The 16,917-nt window shown below is 51.8% G+C and carries 13 protein-coding genes; 6 read left to right on the top strand and 7 right to left on the bottom strand.

What is annotated here, in order from left to right; genetic code table 11:
- The first annotated feature begins 35 nt into the window (after positions 1 to 35).
- The 4 genes from ribD (at position 36) to METH5_RS0101690 (ending at position 3,926) form a co-directional block, all read left to right on the top strand.
- On the top strand, positions 36 to 1,136 hold the full coding sequence (gene ribD, locus METH5_RS0101705) for a bifunctional diaminohydroxyphosphoribosylaminopyrimidine deaminase/5-amino-6-(5-phosphoribosylamino)uracil reductase RibD (RefSeq protein WP_029146873.1): 1,101 nt from the start codon (positions 36 to 38) through the stop codon (positions 1,134 to 1,136).
- A 6-nt stretch (positions 1,137 to 1,142) separates the two neighbouring features.
- Complete coding sequence (locus METH5_RS0101700; RefSeq protein ID WP_029146872.1) at positions 1,143 to 1,943, top strand: TatD family hydrolase; 801 nt, start codon at positions 1,143 to 1,145, stop codon at positions 1,941 to 1,943.
- 271 nt (positions 1,944 to 2,214) lie between these two features.
- Positions 2,215 to 3,288 carry an S-methyl-5-thioribose-1-phosphate isomerase gene (gene mtnA, locus METH5_RS0101695; RefSeq protein WP_029146871.1) on the top strand — a complete coding sequence of 358 codons (1,074 nt, stop codon included), beginning with the start codon at positions 2,215 to 2,217 and terminating at the stop codon, positions 3,286 to 3,288.
- Complete coding sequence (locus METH5_RS0101690; RefSeq protein WP_029146870.1) at positions 3,285 to 3,926, top strand: class II aldolase/adducin family protein; 642 nt, start codon at positions 3,285 to 3,287, stop codon at positions 3,924 to 3,926. The genes mtnA and METH5_RS0101690 overlap by 4 nt, the downstream gene beginning before the upstream one ends.
- 3 nt (positions 3,927 to 3,929) lie before the next feature.
- Here the strand turns inward: METH5_RS0101690 and METH5_RS0101685 are convergent, their stop codons facing one another.
- Genes METH5_RS0101685 through METH5_RS0101670 form a run of 4 tightly spaced genes read right to left on the bottom strand, consistent with a single transcriptional unit; the run spans position 3,930 to position 8,616 of the window.
- On the bottom strand, positions 3,930 to 4,424 hold the full coding sequence (locus tag METH5_RS0101685; RefSeq protein WP_029146869.1) for a hypothetical protein: 495 nt from the start codon (positions 4,422 to 4,424) through the stop codon (positions 3,930 to 3,932).
- 40 nt (positions 4,425 to 4,464) lie between these two features.
- A complete protein-coding gene (locus tag METH5_RS0101680) occupies positions 4,465 to 5,193 on the bottom strand; it encodes an arginyltransferase (RefSeq protein ID WP_029146868.1) in 729 nt (242 codons plus the stop codon).
- Positions 5,180 to 5,878, bottom strand: coding sequence for a leucyl/phenylalanyl-tRNA--protein transferase (gene aat / locus METH5_RS0101675; protein ID WP_029146867.1), 699 nt, complete (start codon positions 5,876 to 5,878; stop codon positions 5,180 to 5,182). Before aat ends, METH5_RS0101680 begins: the two co-directional genes overlap by 14 nt.
- A gap of 5 nt (positions 5,879 to 5,883) precedes the next feature.
- A complete protein-coding gene (locus METH5_RS0101670; RefSeq protein ID WP_232410897.1) occupies positions 5,884 to 8,616 on the bottom strand; it encodes an EAL domain-containing protein in 2,733 nt (910 codons plus the stop codon).
- 322 nt (positions 8,617 to 8,938) lie between these two features.
- Here METH5_RS0101670 and METH5_RS0101665 point away from each other — a divergent pair, with 322 nt between their 5' ends.
- The gene (locus METH5_RS0101665; protein WP_029146865.1) at positions 8,939 to 11,164 is read left to right on the top strand and encodes a YgiQ family radical SAM protein; all 2,226 of its coding nucleotides are present in this window, start codon (positions 8,939 to 8,941) and stop codon (positions 11,162 to 11,164) included.
- Here METH5_RS0101665 and METH5_RS0101660 read toward each other — a convergent pair.
- Entirely contained in the window at positions 11,161 to 12,801 is a 1,641-nt protein-coding gene (locus tag METH5_RS0101660; protein ID WP_029146864.1) for an alkaline phosphatase D family protein, read from the bottom strand. The genes METH5_RS0101665 and METH5_RS0101660 overlap by 4 nt on opposite strands.
- A gap of 25 nt (positions 12,802 to 12,826) precedes the next feature.
- Entirely contained in the window at positions 12,827 to 15,340 is a 2,514-nt protein-coding gene (locus tag METH5_RS0101655) for a patatin-like phospholipase family protein (RefSeq protein WP_232410896.1), read from the bottom strand.
- Between the two features lie 175 nt (positions 15,341 to 15,515).
- On the opposite strand from METH5_RS0101655, the gene METH5_RS0101650 reads away from it, so the two are divergent.
- Complete coding sequence (locus METH5_RS0101650) at positions 15,516 to 16,376, top strand: TraB/GumN family protein (RefSeq protein ID WP_036307469.1); 861 nt, start codon at positions 15,516 to 15,518, stop codon at positions 16,374 to 16,376.
- Between the two features lie 39 nt (positions 16,377 to 16,415).
- On the opposite strand, the gene METH5_RS0101645 is transcribed toward METH5_RS0101650, so the two are convergent.
- A complete protein-coding gene (locus tag METH5_RS0101645; RefSeq protein WP_029146861.1) occupies positions 16,416 to 16,895 on the bottom strand; it encodes a hypothetical protein in 480 nt (159 codons plus the stop codon).
- Positions 16,896 to 16,917: the final 22 nt, after the last annotated feature.

Raw genomic sequence — 16,917 nt, 5'->3', positions numbered from 1 at the left:
CGCAAGCACGGGATTTTTTGTATCATAGGCAACCTATGCAAGTGACTTCACAAGATATTGAATGGATGACGCGCGCGTTGCGACTGGCTGCGCGGGGCCTGTATACAACGACCCCTAATCCGCGTGTGGGCTGCGTGATTGTCAGCAATGGCCAGGTGGTCGGCGAGGGCGCACACCTCAAAGCCGGTGAGCCGCATGCCGAGGTGTACGCCTTGCGTGCGGCTGGTGAGCAGGCGCGTGGCGCAACAGCCTATGTGACACTGGAGCCGTGCAGCCATTTTGGCCGCACCCCGCCTTGTGCCGATGCCTTGGTCAATGCAGGCATCAGCCGGGTAGTGGTGGCGATGCAGGACCCTAATCCGTTGGTGGCAGGCAATGGCATTGCCCGCTTGCAGGCGCAGGGTCTCGCGGTGACTGTCGGCGTGTGCGAGGCACAGGCTCGCGCCTTGAATCCGGGCTTCATCCAGCGCATGACGCAGCAGCGGCCTTACGTCCGCCTCAAGGTAGCTGCCAGCCTGGATGGCCGGACCGCGCTAGCCAATGGTGACAGCCAATGGATTACCTCGGCGGCGGCCCGCAAAGACGTGCATCACTGGCGTGCGCAAAGTTGTGCCATTGTGACCGGTATTGCCAGCATATTAAAAGACAACTCCTCCCTGACTGTGCGTGAGGTTAAAACGCCCAGGCAACCGTTGCGCGTGATTGTTGATAGCCAGTTGCGCATCCCGATTGATGCTAAGGTGTTGCAGGATGGTAACGCGCTGGTAGCTTATGCACAAGGCGATGCGGCCAAGCTGGAGGTATTGCAGGTGATGGGCGTACGCACCTTGCATGCGCCAGATTTACTGGCGCCCCAAGCACAGGTCGATCTTGCTGTGCTCATGCAGGCTTTAACGGCCTTGCCATGCAATGAGGTGCTGATTGAGGCTGGAGCCACGTTAAGCGGCGCGTTTCTGCAAAGCAGGATTGTTGACGAGTTATTGCTGTATTACGCGCCTAAACTGATGGGGGATACTGCCCGTGGCATGTTTGCTTTGCCCGAGCTCACGCAGATGTCCGCGGTGCGTGAGTTGAATATGCTCGATGTGCGCCAGTTCGGCCAGGATCTGCGTATCCAGGCTAAATTGCAATCTTGATTTTCAATGCTGATAGACACCCATTGCCATCTTGATGCCAGCGAATTCGATGCAGATCGCGACCAGGTGTGGCGGGATGCACAAGCGCAAGGCGTGCGTGCCGTGGTCATCCCGGCGGTGACGCAAACGACTTTTCAGCCCATTATGCAGTGGTGCGCACAGCACCCGCAGGCTGGGTTTGCACTGGGCTGGCATCCCATGTATGTTGCGCAAGCGCCAGAGGATGCCTTGCAGCAGTTGCAGGCGGTCGTTGCGTCGGTACTGGCAGGCCCGCAGGCGCATCAATTACTGGCGATTGGTGAAATCGGCCTCGATTTTTACCTGACACGTGATAACGAAGCCAGACAAATCGCTTTGTTTGAAGGGCAGCTACAAATTGCCAAACAATTTGAGTTACCTGTCATTTTGCATGTGCGCAGCGCGATAGATAGCATCCTCAAATACTTGCGCAAGCATCGCGTGCGTGGAGGCATTGCGCATGCGTTTAATGGCAGCATGCAGCAAGCGGCGGTTTTTGAGCAGCTAGGATTCAAGTTAGGCTTTGGCGGCGCCATGACCTGGCCGCGCGCATTAAAAATCCGTCAGTTGGCGGCAGAGTTGCCGTTGGAACAGCTGGTGTTAGAGACGGATGCCCCTGATATTCCCCCGGTCTGGATCGGCCATCAGGGGCGAAACAGCCCGGCACAATTAAAAAGAATAGCGGCGGAATTATGCCTAATTCGTGGCTTGGAAACTTCGCAACTCCTTGAAATGATAGGCAAAAATTCTACACAAGTTTTACCGAAAATAGCCCATTTATGCACATGACTTAAAGTGACACATTAAGAATGTGTCGAAAGTGTTTCAATTATAGTGGTGCATTGTAAGTTATTGATTTTATTGAATAAAAAAATAGATTAAAAAATGAACTTTCGGAAAAAGTCCTTTTAAATTGGTAAGTTACGGAATTAAGACACAGCAATCCACAAAGTTATCCACAGATTTTGTGGATGGAAAAATACGGTGTTTGTCCTACAGGAAAAGCAAGGCCTTTTACAACTTTTACAATTAATGGCGACTCGTCAGTAAACTCCTTTTTATGCGTATCAAACAACAACATTTTCGTACCATCTGGCAACAAGGCGATGCCGTCTGCCTGATTGATCAAACCCGTTTACCGTTTGAGTTTGTGACGCTTGACGTGACAACTCTGGCACAAATGTGTCATGCCATTCGCAGCATGCAAGTGCGTGGTGCGCCTTTGATTGGTGCCGCCGCCGCTTACGGTGTGGCGTTGGGGATGCAGCACGCTACCAGCGATGCGCATCTGCATGCGGTCGTTGCTCAGTTGTGTGCGACCCGGCCAACGGCAGTGAATCTGGCATGGGCCGCGCGACGTATGCAGCAAGCGTTGCTGGCATTGCCTGAGGCTGCACGTGCGGCCGCTGCCTGGCGACTGGCACAAGCGATTGCCGACGAAGATGTGACACAGAACCTGGCCTTGGGCCAGCATGGCAAGGCGCTGATTGCGGCGAAGGGCACGGTCAACGCGCAACAGATGGTGAATATTCTCACCCATTGTAATGCGGGCTGGCTGGCAACGGTGGATGGCGGCACTGCGCTGGCGCCGATTTATGCGGCACATGATGCAGGCCTGAAGGTGCACGTGTGGGTAGACGAAACGCGTCCACGTAACCAGGGGGCAAGTTTAACCGCCTGGGAACTGGCGCAACATGGCGTGCCACATACGGTGATTGCCGATAATGCTGGCGGCCATTTAATGCAGCACGGGCAGGTGGATATGGTGATTGTGGGCGCTGATCGCGTGACGCGTGAGGGTGACGTGTGTAACAAAATAGGCACTTATTTAAAGGCGCTGGCGGCGTTTGACCAGAACGTGCCATTTTATGCGGCGGTGCCTACGCCGACCATTGATTGGCAACTGGCGCGTGGCGCGGATATTGAAATTGAAATGCGTGATGCCGACGAGGTGGCTTATATGCAAGGGCAGGCTGTGGATGGGCAAGTGCAGCGCATACGCGTGATTCCGCATGAAAGCACGGCCCTTAACCCTGCATTTGATGTCACGCCGGCCCGGCTGGTGACCGGCATTATCACCGAGCAGGGCGTGTTTACCCCTGAACAGCTAGAACGTCTGGAGCCATCATTATGAGCACGCCTACCCCCGCACAACAATTGCTGCATACCGCCCAGCAGATGGCACAGGCTGGGCTCAATAAAGGCAGCTCTGGCAATGCCAGCATCCGCCTGGATGATGGCTTTTTGATTACGCCGTCTGGCGTGCCTGCGGAGCAGCTCAGCAAGGACAGCATGGTGTATATGGATTGGCAGGGCAGGCCAGAGGCTGGTAAAAAACCATCGAGTGAGTGGCGTTTTCATAGCGATATTTTGCAAGCACGGCCAGAGGTGAATGCGGTGCTGCATTGTCATAGCATGTTTGCGACGACTATTGCTTGCATGGGGCGCGCTGTGCCGCCATTTCATTATATGATCGCCACCGCTGGCGGTGACGATATTCGTTGTGCGCCTTATGCCTTGTTTGGCACACAGGCCTTGTCTGATGGGGCGATGGCGGCGTTGCAAGACCGTAAAGCCTGTTTACTTGCGCATCATGGCATGATCGCTATAGGCAAGAGTTTGCCGCAGGCACTGGCGATTGCAGTTGAGGTAGAGGGTTTGTGTGAGCAGTATTGGCGGTTATTGCAGTTTGGTGAGCCAACACTGTTAACACCTGAGCAAATGCGAGCAGTGCACGCCCAGTTTAAAGGCTATGGCCAATGGGCCAGGTAGCCGTTACAACTTGGGAAACAGCCCCAGCGTGCTCAAACGCAGTAATCGTGCGGGGTCGCAAATGAATACATTGTCTTGCATCGCCAAAATGGCCTCCGCTGGCGCATAGCATTTGAGCAGCACACCACCGGAATCTACCGCATTGAGGCCTTTGGCATAAGTCGTGGCGATGTCCTCCGAGGCGGTCCAGCAAAAACCAATCTGGTCATGGTCAAATAAAAACCAGCTTTCACCGCGATATAAGGTCCGGCTATCGCCGTGATACCCTGGTAATGCGCGTTTGAGCACGGCCAGCACCAAGGCATCCTGTTTGATTTTTGCGCGCAAGTCGCCGCCATATTGCGCCCACAAGGCAGCAATCGCGCTTTTATCAAACACGGTGTCGTCTTTGCGTTTGGCAAGGTACTCGAAGGTTTCTCGCCAGAGCGACGCATCTACCGTATTGACATACGCGCCCAGGCAAAACTGCTTGGCGAGTGATTGTGGCGTATATTTCATTGTTGATTGCAGCGCCCATGCATGGCTGCCATGGTTAGCATTAGGCGACCCACTCGCCATCCACCAGTTTTTCTTGTGGCTGAAACTGCTGCTTATAGGCCATTTTCTGGCTGTCGGCGATCCAGTAGCCCAGGTATAAATAGGGGAGGCCTAGTTGTTTGGCCCAGGCGATTTGCCACAGAATGCTATAAGTACCGTAGCTGGCTTTGTCAGTCGTGTCGTAAAAGGTGTACACCGCAGACAAACCATCCATCACGATGTCGATCACACTCACCATTTTGAGGGTGCCCTGCGCATCGCGAAACTCCACCATGATGCTTTCAACATTGCTCTGACACAAAAACTGCTGATACTGCGCAGCGTCGTCTTCCTGGTCTGCAATATGGTCCGGGCCATGGTGATGGCGCTGTTGCTGATAAGCTTGATACAGCGCGAAATGCTCAGCCTCATAGCTGGCTTCAACAATGGTTACTTGCAACTCAGCATGTTTTTTAAAGGCACGTTGCTGGCTGCGGGTGATTTGAAAAACATTGACGGGCAAACGCACTGAGATGCAAGCACTGCAGTGTTCGCAGTGCGGGCGGTAAGCAAATTTGCCGCTACGCCTGAAGCCCTGTTGAATCAGTCCACTGTAGACGGGGCCATCGACCAGGTTTTGCGGCGTGGCAATCAGGCTTTGCGCCAGTTTTTTTGACAGGTAGCCACACGGGTAGGCCGTGGTGACATAAAACTGCAGCTTTTGTAGTGGAGCATCGTTAGGTAACGTCATATTGCACCAGCGCGTTTAATTGCGCGATAAATCGGTCTCTGGGGATTTCATACGCGCCAAAGCTTGCCAGCAGTGGCGTATGCATCTGACAATCAATCATACCGACTTGTTGCGTGTTTAACCATTGCACTAAATGCGCAAATGCGACTTTAGACGCATTGCTGACATGGTGAAACATGCTTTCGCCATAAAACATGCGGCCAATTTTCACGCCATAGCAGCCACCCACCAGTTGGCCGTGTTGCCAGGCTTCTACGCTATGGGCATAACCTAGCCGATGCAATTGGTGATAGGCATCAATCATGTCGTCAGTGATCCAGGTGCCAGGCTGGCCGGGGCGCGGTGTGGCCGCACAGGCTTGTATCACGCCTTTAAAGTCTGTGTTAAAGCGAATTTCAAAAGCATGTTGCTGTATGACTTTGCGTAATGAGCGGCTGATTTTTAAGGTGTCAGGAAACAACACCATACGTGGGTCTGGGCTCCACCAGAGCACGGGTTCGCCCGGGCTAAACCAGGGGAAAATGCCTTGCCGGTAAGCAGCCAGCAGCCTGTGTGCAGTTAAGTCGCCACCAATCGCAATGAGCCCGTTGGGCTCGGTCAATGCCTGCTGCAATGGTGGAAAAGGCGTCTCTGTATCCAGAATGAGTACTGGCCCGCCGGGTAGCGGGTAGTAATGTTCGCGCATAAACGTTAGTTAAATTGATAAGGATCGTGCTTGCTTGCCCATTCTATTACCTTGTTGCCTGGCATGCCACGTGAAATGCCAAAGCCTTGTGCGTAGTCGCAGCCCAGCTCGGCCAGAATATGCGCCTGCTCAGCTTTTTCCACGCCTTCTGCCACCACTTTACGACCAAAGTCCCGGCACAGCGTGACCACGCCTCTAATCACAGCCAGGTCCTCCTGGTTGCTTAGCATATTGTGTATAAACGACTGGTCGATTTTGATAATGTCTACCGGCAGGCGACGCAGATAAATTAATGAGGAGTAGCCTGAGCCAAAGTCATCAATCGAAAAGGCGACACCAAGCGACTGACATTGTTGAATCACGCGGTTGACGCGGGCAAAGTCACTGATGGCTGCGCTTTCGGTAATTTCAATATGCAGTTGTTGCGGTTTGATGTCGGGGTACTTTTTAAACAGGCTCGCCAATTGGTCGGTAAACTGTTTATGCATTAAATGTTGTGCTGCAATATTCACTGATACCTGGGTGTGCAGGCCCTGCGTTTGCCATTCTGTGAGTTGTCGCAGACTTTCTTCAATCACCCAGTGACCAATGTCAATAATCAGGCTGGTGTGTTCAACCGCGTTAAGAAAATCATTTGGATACAACAAGCCGCGCAACGGGTGCTGCCAACGCAGCAAGGCCTCAAAGCAAAACAGTTTGCCCGATTGCATACACACTTGTGGTTGGTAAACCAGCCTGATATGGCTGTTTTGAATGCCATTGAGCAGGTCGCGCAATAGTAGTTGCTGTTGCTGCGATTGTTGTGCCGAGGCCAGGTCAAACAAGTGGAACTGATGTCCGCCATGTGTTTTGGCGTGATACATGGCATGATCCGCATGCCGCAGCAGGGTGTCAGGCGGGTTGTGGTCAATCGGGTAAAGCGTGTAACCAATGCTGGCTGAAATCGAAAATTTGAATTTATCAATCGAAAACGGTTTTTCAATCGCGCTCAGCAATTTTTTGAGTAAGCGGGTGTATTCGGTTTGCGTGCGGCCACCACACAACAACATGGCAAATTCATCGCCGCCCAGGCGGGCCAGTGTATCCTGCGGTTTAAGGATGCCAGTGAGACGGCCCGCCAGTTGCATCAGTAGTTTGTCACCAAACTCGTGTCCGTACTGGTCATTCACAATTTTAAAGTCGTCGAGGTCTATGTAACAAATTGCCACCAGCGATTGTTGACGCTCAGCCTCCAGCAAGGCTTGTTGCAGGCGGCTCGAGAAGAGTACGCGGTTAGGCAACTGTGTTAATACATCATGATAAGCCAGGTGCTCCAGCATGTTTTGCTGCTCTTTGGCACGCGTAATGTCTGAAAACAAACCTACATAATGTTGAAACCCGCCCGCCTGGTTCATTACCGGTGACAGCTCGAGCTCTACCAGGTAATCGTGCCCTTGATGATGCCTGTTCCATACCTCGCCTTGCCATTCTTGAAACGCATGCGCCCCGGTATACAGGTTTTGAAAAAAGTCAGGCTGTTGGCAGGCCAGGCCTAATGCCGCAGGCGATTGGCCAATCGCCTCTGCTTGCGCATAGCCGGTGACGACACTAAACGACGGATTGCATTGCACAATCAGGCCGCGTTCATCGGTAATAAAAATGGCATCGTGCGCATGGTCAAACACACTGGCAGACACTTTCAGCCGATTGGCACTGGCTTGTATCTGGCTCACCATTTCACGCAGGCGCCGCCGCATTTTGACCATATTGGCGATCAGTGTGTCTGGTGTGGCCGAAATATGGTCCTCGGCAAAATCGCCACTTTCTATGCGCATCAATAGCAATTTTGCCGTCTCTGGCTCGCCGCCCAAAGGGTTTAAAACAAAGCGTTGCAGGCCACTGATCATGGCGATTAACACCACCAGGGTCAGAATTAATGCGATGATCATCACCGGTGACAGCGCACCCAGTGCCGACCAGTAAGCCTCATTGACGGGATACAATATATTGATCTGAAAGTCCCACTCAGGCACTTCTTTAGTGACTTTTTTCCAGCGCTGCTGTTTGTCCTCCAGCGCCGTCACTGCTTGCAGTTTGCTAATGCCCCCGGTTAAAAAGCGAATCTTGCCATGGCCATCGGTGATGGCGACAAAGCCTTTTTCTAAAAACCCCCATTGGCGGATCGCCTGGTCAATAGCATTGAAATCCAGTTTATAGCCTACATACCAGGCGCCAATGACGTGGCCTTGGTTGTCGTGCATCGGTTCATAGCGCGATAAATAAGCTTCGCCCAGGATATCGACCACACCATAGTAGGTTTCATTTTTTTGTAGTTTTTCTATCGCCTTGCCATAAGGGTTTAGCTCGGTGCCAAAGGCGTTGCTGCCGTCCGCTTTTTTCACGTTGGTGGCAATGCGCAAAAACTGCTGGCCGCGTTTAACAAAAATGGTGGCGGTGCCACTGCCAATACGCGTCACCGAATCAACCATGATGGTTCTGCCGGTTTGCGGGCTGTCACCAAAGCGCAAATCTGGCACCTGGGTGCCCAGCATATCGGTGACACCATGTATATTTGGTGCGCCCTCTACCGAGGCGTATTGCTTGAGCAAAGCCATGCTGGAGAGCACATGCTCACTGACCAGTGTTCTGGCCGTGACTAACAGGTTGGCCAGTTTTTGGGTTTCTTCATTGGCCTTGGCTTCAATGTTATTAAGGTGGTGGTTAAAAATAAAGGCAAATGAAATGAAGCCGATGAGCAAGCCAAAGGCTGCTAAAGGTAATAGAATTTTTTTGAATAACGTGTAATGCTTCATTGTTAATTTAATAATTATTATGTAAAAAAATACCCCACATTTGATCATGGTTATACAGGGCTTTAACTATCGCTGCAATCACAAATACACCTGTTAAGCGCGAATGCCTGTCTTTTTGAACTGAGCGTCTGATTCAGCACACAGTTTGCCTGGCGCCATGCATTTTTTATGCAGGTGCATGCATTTAGCGGCTGTTGTGATTGTGGCTAGCTTGCCGTCTCATTATTTTTGAGAAAAATGATTTCAAATCAATCAATTAACGCGTAAAATGCGCAACTCTCAAGCATTGCTGGTCACCCGCGTGGAAATCTATACCTCCCTTATTGCCAAACCTGTTAACAGCTATCGCCCGTATTGGGCCAAACGCTTTGGCACGGCACCTGTGCTGCCAATGAGCCGGGCAGAAATGGATGTGCTGGGCTGGGATAGTTGCGACATTATTTTGGTGAGCGGCGATGCCTATATTGACCACCCAAGCTTTGGCGCGGCCTTGATTGGCCGCTTGCTGGAGGCGCAGGGGTTTCGCGTAGGCATTATTGCGCAACCTGATTGGCAGTCGGCAGCCGCGTTTAAGGTGTTGGGCAAACCCAATCTCTATTTTGGTGTGACCGCTGGCAATATGGATAGCATGGTTAACCGTTACACGGCAGACCGTAAAATTCGTTCTGATGATGCCTACACGCCCAATGCCGATGCGAACAAGCGCCCGGACCGTGCAGTGCTGGTGTATTCGCAGCGCTGTAAAGAGGCTTACTCTGACGTGCCACTGGTGATTGGCAGCATTGAGGCCAGCCTGCGCCGCATTGCACATTATGATTACTGGTCAGACAAAGTGCGCCGCTCAATACTCATCGACTCTAAAGCCGACTTGTTGTTGTATGGCAATGCTGAACGTGCGATTGTTGAGGTGTCACACCGTATTGCGCGCGGTGAGCCGATACACGAAATTCAGGATATCCGCGGCACTGCATTTATCCGCAAACAGGTGCCTGCAGAATTTGTAGAAGTGCCTTCAACCCGCTTGGATAGACCGGGTGTGGTCGAAAAACATGAAGACCCTTATGCCATGAAAATGGGCAAGGGCGATGCCAGTTGTGCGACCGATGACAAGGCAGCGGATGCGGCGCCTGTTGCGCCAACCATCAGTTTGCCATTGCCACTCAAGGCGGCTAAAGTGCCGCGTGACCGCCAGGTCATCCGCATGCCCTCTTATGAAGAGGTTGTCAGTGACCCGGTAATGTATGCGCATGCTTCGCGCGTGCTGCATCTGGAGGCCAACCCTGGCAATGCGCGGGCGCTGGTGCAAAGGCATGGCAGCCGCGAAGTGTGGCTCAATGCGCCGCCGATACCGCTCAGCACCAAAGAGATGGATTACGTGTACGACCTGCCTTATGCGCGCACTCCACATCCAGCGTATAACGGCGCCAATATTCCGGCATGGGAAATGATCCGTTTTTCAGTCAATATCATGCGTGGCTGTTTTGGTGGCTGTACGTTCTGCTCGATTACCGAGCACGAAGGCCGCATTATCCAGAGCCGTTCTGAAGATTCTATTTTGCGCGAGATTGAAGAAATCCGCGACAAAGTCGATGGATTTACCGGTGTGATTTCAGACCTTGGCGGGCCAACCGCCAATATGTATCGCTTGTCTTGCAAGTCTGAAGAAATCGAAAAAAACTGCCGCAAATTGTCTTGCGTTTACCCTGGCGTATGTGAAAACCTGAATACTGACCATTCGTCGTTGATTCAGCTCTACCGCAAGGCACGTAACCTGCGTGGTGTTAAAAAAATTCTGATTGGCTCTGGCTTGCGTTATGACCTGGCGGTGAAGTCGCCGGAATATGTCAAAGAGCTGGTGCAGCATCATGTGGGTGGTTATTTGAAAATTGCGCCTGAGCATTCTGAAGAGAATGTCTTGAGCAAAATGATGAAGCCGGGCATGGGCGCTTATGATGAGTTTAAGCGCATGTTTGAAAAGTTTAGCGCCGAGGCCGGCAAAAAGCAGTATTTAATTCCCTACTTTATTGCGGCGCATCCTGGCACCACCGATGACGATATGATCAACCTGGCATTGTGGCTGAAGCGCAATGATTTCCGCCTCGACCAGGTGCAAACTTTTACGCCAACACCGATGGCCATGGCAACCGCCATGTATCACAGTGGCAAAAATCCTTTGCGTAAGGTCACGCCTGATTCAGAGACGGTGCCGGTGGCTAAAACCGGCAATATCCGTAAATTGCATAAAGCGTTTATCCGTTACCACGACCCGCAAAACTGGCCCATGCTGCGCGAAGCGCTCAAAAAAATGGGCCGCGCCGATTTGATTGGCAATGGTAAGAAGCATTTGGTGCCAGCCTATCAACCGGCGGTATTGCAACAAATTGTGCAATCAGATGGCAGCCGTTTTCAAGCCAAGCCTTTGCCCAAAGGCTTTAACCAAACCAAGAATCCGGCTTATAAGCACAAAGCCAAAAAGCCGGGCGCGAGCCGCTAATAAGGCAAGCCCAGCACTTGATAACCGAGTGTTGGGCTAACCAGCTTTTGCGCTCCGGCCGCCAGGTCATTCGTATTCGGGAAATCGATGGTTTCATAATGCCAGTTGACCCACACCTTGTGGTCACCGCCTTCATGCATGCAGGCGTAGTTGCGATGGAATAAAAAGCGATTGCCTGCTGCGTCTTTGCGTATTTTTGCCGACAATATGCAGCCTCCGCCCAGGTCTATGTCTGGTTGCTCTATGCTTGAGGCAAGCCTGATCACCGATTGCTCTATGCTAAGTGGTGGCGGGTGCACAATGCCAGAAGAAATCAGTTGTACTATATTGCCCGTGCCAGACTGCTCGCGATAGGCGCCGCTGGCCGCCACATGCACATCGCCAGAAATAATAAATACTTTGCTTGGTGTTTGCGCCTGCAAGGCCGCTTGAAACTGCAGCAAGCGCTGCAAAATGCTGCACATTTCATCGTAATGCGTGCTAAAACGCCAGTGGTCCGCCATATCGTCATAGGCGTCAAACTGGATGCTGAGGCGGATATTGCGGTCGCTTTCAGAAAAGTGCCGGTATAGAAAAGGCACGCCACTCAAGACCAGCAGTTTCTGACCGGCTTGCCAGCCTGCTTGTAAATCAGCCAACCCCTGAATGAAGTCTTGTTTGCCACTGCCCATAATGTTGTGCAAAGTGCGTTGGCTGCGATTGTCCATCACGAGCAAACCGTAGTCACGGAAACGCAAAGTCATGCCAAAGTGCGCAGATGCTGCGTTGTTCTGTTGCAAGGCACGGTTGTTCCCCCTTACTTGAAACAGCGTGAAATATTTTTTTGCGCTGTCAAACATGGCCTGGTAAGTTGGGCTGGTTTCCAGCCGATAGGGCTGTGAACCCCAGCCGTCGATAATGTCGTGGTCATCCCACATCATGATGGTGGGGATGCTGGCCAGGCAGTAGCGTAAGGCCGCAGATTTCGTCCAGCTTCTGATATAGGTGTCGAGGTAGAAATGATCTATACGCTGCCTGAGTGTGTCAGAGACGGGTGCCGATAATTGTTCTTTGAGTGGCTTGAGAGACCAGGCATACAAAGGCTGTTTTTCATTGAAAATCGCATCTGCATAAATCTGGTCACCGCCCATAATGAGCGCCGCATAAGGTGCATCAACCACTTCTTTATAGGTTATAGCAGCCATATGCAAAACCTGTTGCTGTTGCATGCGTTGCCACAGGTAGTCGATAGGCGCCGGATGCTGTGCGCGTAGTTTGTCGGATGAAAAGCCATTGCATGACGCGAATGCCAGTTGTACGCGCTGATTAGCCGCCGGACAGAAAAAGGCCCAGTCAGTGACCAGGGCGTTGCGCGTTTGTGCATCACTGGCAGGCTGCGCATCTATTAATATCTGGTAATGGCAGACCTGGTCTCGCTGTGCCAGCGGAATAGTGATTTCTGCGCGCCAAAACTTACCGCGATTGAGGCTGCTGATGAGGGTGAACTCGCTCTGCAAGCTTTGCTGGTCTATGCGATAAGAAAGTGTTGCGGCATCGACATCGGTTTCTGACAAAAAGCAAACACTGTAGGTGGTGGCTTTGTTGTGCTCACCTTCCAGCCCCAGTAAGGGTCCTAAGACAATATTGTGTGATGACATGCGTGCTCCGTGTGTCAGTGATGACTTAAGTCGTACTCTCCAGCAGGCCTGGTAATAGGGCTTGTATCTGTTCGGCTACTATTTTATCCGTATGATTGGCAGGCAGCTTGAGGTTTTGCGCAATATGCTCGCCTAGTCGGCGATAGCTTTCAAACTGTGATTCGCTAAAAAACTGGTCTACCGTGCTATGGTGCGGAAAACTCGGTTCTTGCAGTTTGAAGTTGATCAGGTCGCTAGGCTCATCGCCAGTCAATGAACTTTTAATATAAACCAGATAACCCATATGCGCCGGGTTGCCATCGCCCAGGTAATCAATACTGCCAATGGCAAAGTGACGTGTGCCGCATTTAAACAGGCCATATTTGCAATCGTTAACCGGCAGCAAGTGATTAATGTCGAGTTTGATGGTGATACCAAAGTCGACCTTGCATTTACGAATAGCATTGCCTAAGTCTTCAAATTCATAGCAACCATCAGCACCAGCATCCACCGCCACGATCAGTTTGCAGCGGCGGCGTACCAGTTCATAAATGCCCAGGTTTTCAAAATGTCCGCCATCAGATAAATACAGGTAGCCAGAGGTAGAGCCGGTGTTGGTGATCAGCTCTTTAATCAGGTAAAACAGGTTCCAGAACGGTGATTGCCGCTGCGGCGGATTACGCAACCGCAGCTTGCACTGCATGCGCATTAATAGGCTGTTAAAGTAATTTTCATGTAGCGGGTTGCCAAACCAGCGACCAAGCCGTGCATTAAAAATAGTCATAATAAAGCCCATGACCGGGTTGGTGTGATAGCCCATATTGGGGCTGGCCGCTGCACCGCTGGTTGAAATCAGGCTGCCTAATTCTGGCCCGCCTTCGCCAGTGTAATGGTGGGTGTCATACCAGACTTCGTTGTCTGGCAGTTTAAAGCCACAATAATAGGGGCTAAACATAAAAGAGGCCGCTTTACGCTGCTGCCAGGCCAGTTGCGATCCATCGCTAATATTAACCGCCGTATTGACGATGTGTGTTGGTCGTTGTCCGCGCAATGCAGACATGGCGACATCATCATTGTTATCAAACCCGGTGAAGCTGTTTGGTTTGCGGTTGTTATTGGTTGCGCCCAAATAGCAGCGCGTCAGGCGGTTACGATAAAAGTTGTGCAATGAAAAAACGTTAATATCAATACGCCAACTGCCTAGCACCACGATGAACAGAGCACTTGCAAACCAAAGATGGCGGTAGGGTGAAATATACAGGCTGAAGCTCAGGTAGCCGGATACCAGTAAGATCAGTGCCACCACCATATAGGGGAGCAAATAGGTGAATTTGCCTTTGAGGCTGCTTGGCGGCTCTGTCGCCGTGGCCCGGCTTTTGCCCAGTCTGGCGGTCAAAAAAGCCAGTAGCCACGAGCTGAGCCCGGCCAGGCTTTTTCCCGTGTTGCCCAGACAGTCCAGCAAGTGATGAATGAGGTAGGGAATATAGAGCGCGCAACTGAACAGTGCTAGCCAAATGACGCAAAAACCAAGGTTAATGCCACCAATGCGATGCCACCACTCACGGGTGCTTACCTCAATGTCGCGCCCACCCAGCCCCATGAGTGCCACCAGCCCGGCCGAAATCAACAGTGAAACCACAGGCACACCGAGTCCTATGCCGTAATTAGGCGTGATGGGACTGCCCTGATTCGCTGTCTGATGGGTGATGAATAGCTGTTGCCAGTTGTGTAGCGGAACCATCCAGAACAAGAGCATGATGCCAGCGACGCCAGCAAGAAAGGCCATGATAGGGTAGATGGCGTGTGATGCGCGCAGGCAGGGCTGGCGGCTAAAGTAAAAGGAAGTGGCCAGGCTGAGCAGTGCCAGCACGATGCCGCTTTTGCCGCGTGTTGTGCGCCACGCATTTTCAAACATGTGCAGCAGTAGTTCGCTGTTGAATGTAAAGCTTGGCAACAAGCTGCCATAAATGTCGGAGTGGCTGAAAAAAATGACCGACATCATCAATGTAATCAATACACAGAGCAGCAACACCTGGTTAAGCAGGGTGTTTGCCATCCATTGTGCCAGTGCAGCCAGGGTGTCGCCGGTGAATAAGCCGGTTTTTGGCGTCAGGTAGTTGCTGTAACTGCGTAACCAGAGAATGGCTTTTTCGGTGGCTGTGAGTTGGCGCGACGCACTGCCTTGCGGCTGGGTTGATAGCACCAACTCAGCCTGCACAGTATTGACATGGTTGCTATGTTTAACCAGGCTGGAAAACCAGGCGCCAATGTAACCGCCGCCAGAGACGGTTGAAAGATAGTCAAATTGATTGAGCAGGCCTTTTTTTGCCAAGCCTTGCAGAATGCCGAGGTTAAGCGTGGCGCTGCGGATGCCGCCGCCAGAGAACGCCAGCCCAATCAGGTTTTCGCGATGCATTTCTTTGCGCAAATGCGACATGCCACGAATCTCCGCATCCAGCACTGCTTCAAAACAATGCGTTTTATGCGGGTCTGTTTCAAGCGGCTGGTCGGTCGGGTGCATGGCAATCTCCCTGGGTATCTTGTTGATATTATTTAACATATGGTAGCGCTGTATCATTTTTGTGACAACCCTGGTTTGTTTGGCGCGCGGCACAAAAGGCCGGTCAAAATGGCAGGCGTCAGATATTTATGAGAGGATATGCGCTGGCCGCTGCTTGCGGCCGATGTGGGTCAATCAGTGTAGGGCTGCGTCCAATGGATGAAACAGTGAACAGATGAGGAATGCGATGCGAGGATTATGGGTATTAGCTGCGGTATGTGTATGGCTGAGTCAGCCGTTAAAAGCGGCTGAAAAAAGCCTGTTTTGGCAGCTGGATTCGCCCAGCGGGCAGGTGAGTTATTTGTTTGGCACCATGCACACTGACGATAACCGCGTTACTGATTTTTCTCCTGCGGTGCTACAAGCACTCAAACAAGTGGATACATTTATGCTCGAAGTGGCAGAGGCACCGCCAGCGCCATTGCTGCAGTTGCCGCAAGGCAGTTTGAAGCAGTATTTATCAGACGCCGAGCTGGATAAAGTTGCCAGTTTGGCCGATACGCATGTGATGCCGATGGACCGGGTGCTTAAAATGAAGCCGTGGCTGCTGGCCGTGATATTCGACCTACCCAAACCGCAAACGCCGTTCGCGCAAGACTTTTTACTCAAGGCCAAAGCAGAAGAGCTGGACAAGCAAGTGCTTGGACTGGAAAGCCCGCAGGAGCATTTTGGCGTGATGGACAGCATGACGCTGGACGAGCAGCTATTAATGTTGCGTGCGGTGCTCAAGCGTAGCCAAAAACAAAAAGAGCATGATTTTGAAAAACTGATCAAAGCTTATCTGGCCGGGGATGCGGAGCAGGTGGCCAATATGGATGATGCCATGACGCGCGGTATTTTGCCTGCTGCGTTGTGGCAGCGCATGCGGGTAAAGTTACTGGATGAACGCAATGTGCTGATGGCCGCGCGCAGTATTGATCAGGCCAGGCAGCGTCAGGTGTTTATTGCAGTTGGTGCTGCGCATTTGGCTGGGCAAAGTGGGCTGTTACAGGCGTTTAAACAAGCCGGGTTTAAGCTCACGCCGCTTAAAAAGTAATTGTTTGGTTTGAGCCCACCGTGGCCTAAGTGACTGAGCTTAGTGGCGGTGGGGCGTGACTTCTTGTGCGATACGCGTGATGTGCGCGACAAAATCAGCATCTTCGCCCACTAACAGCCTGGGCAGGTGTTGGCGAAAATCTTCACGGATGCACCATTCACGCATATAGTCTTCCCATGACATCCAGCGCCGTAAACGTTTTCCGCGCATATCCGGGTCGTAAGCCAGCAAATAAGCACGTTCAAACAGTGAAATCAATATCTCAAACAATACAAGTTTGCGCTCTTCCTGCTCGGCAGACATGGTGAGCGGTTCGCTGTGCGAGCGCAATTGCAGGTCAGGGTTAGCCATCACCAGTTTTAAAAAGTCGGTGTAGTTGTCTGCCAGCAATTGGTAGACTTCTTCGTCTTCGTTTTCACGCTCTTTGCGTTGCTCAAGCATAAACGTCACAATCGCCAGCGGCAAGCCGACCACCGTCACCACATAACTGAGTAATTCCCACGTGTCTTTGTCTATCAATTTAACGGTCCTTATCCATGCA

The sequence above is a fragment of the Methylophilus sp. 5 genome (assembly GCF_000515275.1).
Taxonomy (GTDB): Bacteria; Pseudomonadota; Gammaproteobacteria; order Burkholderiales; family Methylophilaceae; genus Methylophilus.
Note: the sequence above shows the minus strand (reverse complement) of the source record. Positions and strands in the feature narration are given on the sequence as shown.

Bases quoted from the DNA above. Each gene is read 5' to 3' on its own strand.
- METH5_RS0101680 (WP_029146868.1), bottom strand. From the start codon at position 5,193: ATGACGTTACCTAACGATGCTCCACTACAAAAGCTGCAGTTTTATGTC.
- ribD (WP_029146873.1), top strand. From the start codon at position 36: ATGCAAGTGACTTCACAAGATATTGAATGGATGACGCGCGCGTTGCGA.
- aat (WP_029146867.1), bottom strand. From the start codon at position 5,878: ATGCGCGAACATTACTACCCGCTACCCGGCGGGCCAGTACTCATTCTG.
- METH5_RS0101660 (WP_029146864.1), bottom strand. From the start codon at position 12,801: ATGTCATCACACAATATTGTCTTAGGACCCTTACTGGGGCTGGAAGGT.
- METH5_RS0101700 (WP_029146872.1), top strand. From the start codon at position 1,143: ATGCTGATAGACACCCATTGCCATCTTGATGCCAGCGAATTCGATGCA.
- METH5_RS0101650 (WP_036307469.1), top strand. From the start codon at position 15,516: ATGAGGAATGCGATGCGAGGATTATGGGTATTAGCTGCGGTATGTGTA.
- METH5_RS0101690 (WP_029146870.1), top strand. From the start codon at position 3,285: ATGAGCACGCCTACCCCCGCACAACAATTGCTGCATACCGCCCAGCAG.
- METH5_RS0101655 (WP_232410896.1), bottom strand. From the start codon at position 15,340: ATGTTAAATAATATCAACAAGATACCCAGGGAGATTGCCATGCACCCG.
- METH5_RS0101685 (WP_029146869.1), bottom strand. From the start codon at position 4,424: ATGAAATATACGCCACAATCACTCGCCAAGCAGTTTTGCCTGGGCGCG.
- mtnA (WP_029146871.1), top strand. From the start codon at position 2,215: ATGCGTATCAAACAACAACATTTTCGTACCATCTGGCAACAAGGCGAT.
- METH5_RS0101665 (WP_029146865.1), top strand. From the start codon at position 8,939: ATGCGCAACTCTCAAGCATTGCTGGTCACCCGCGTGGAAATCTATACC.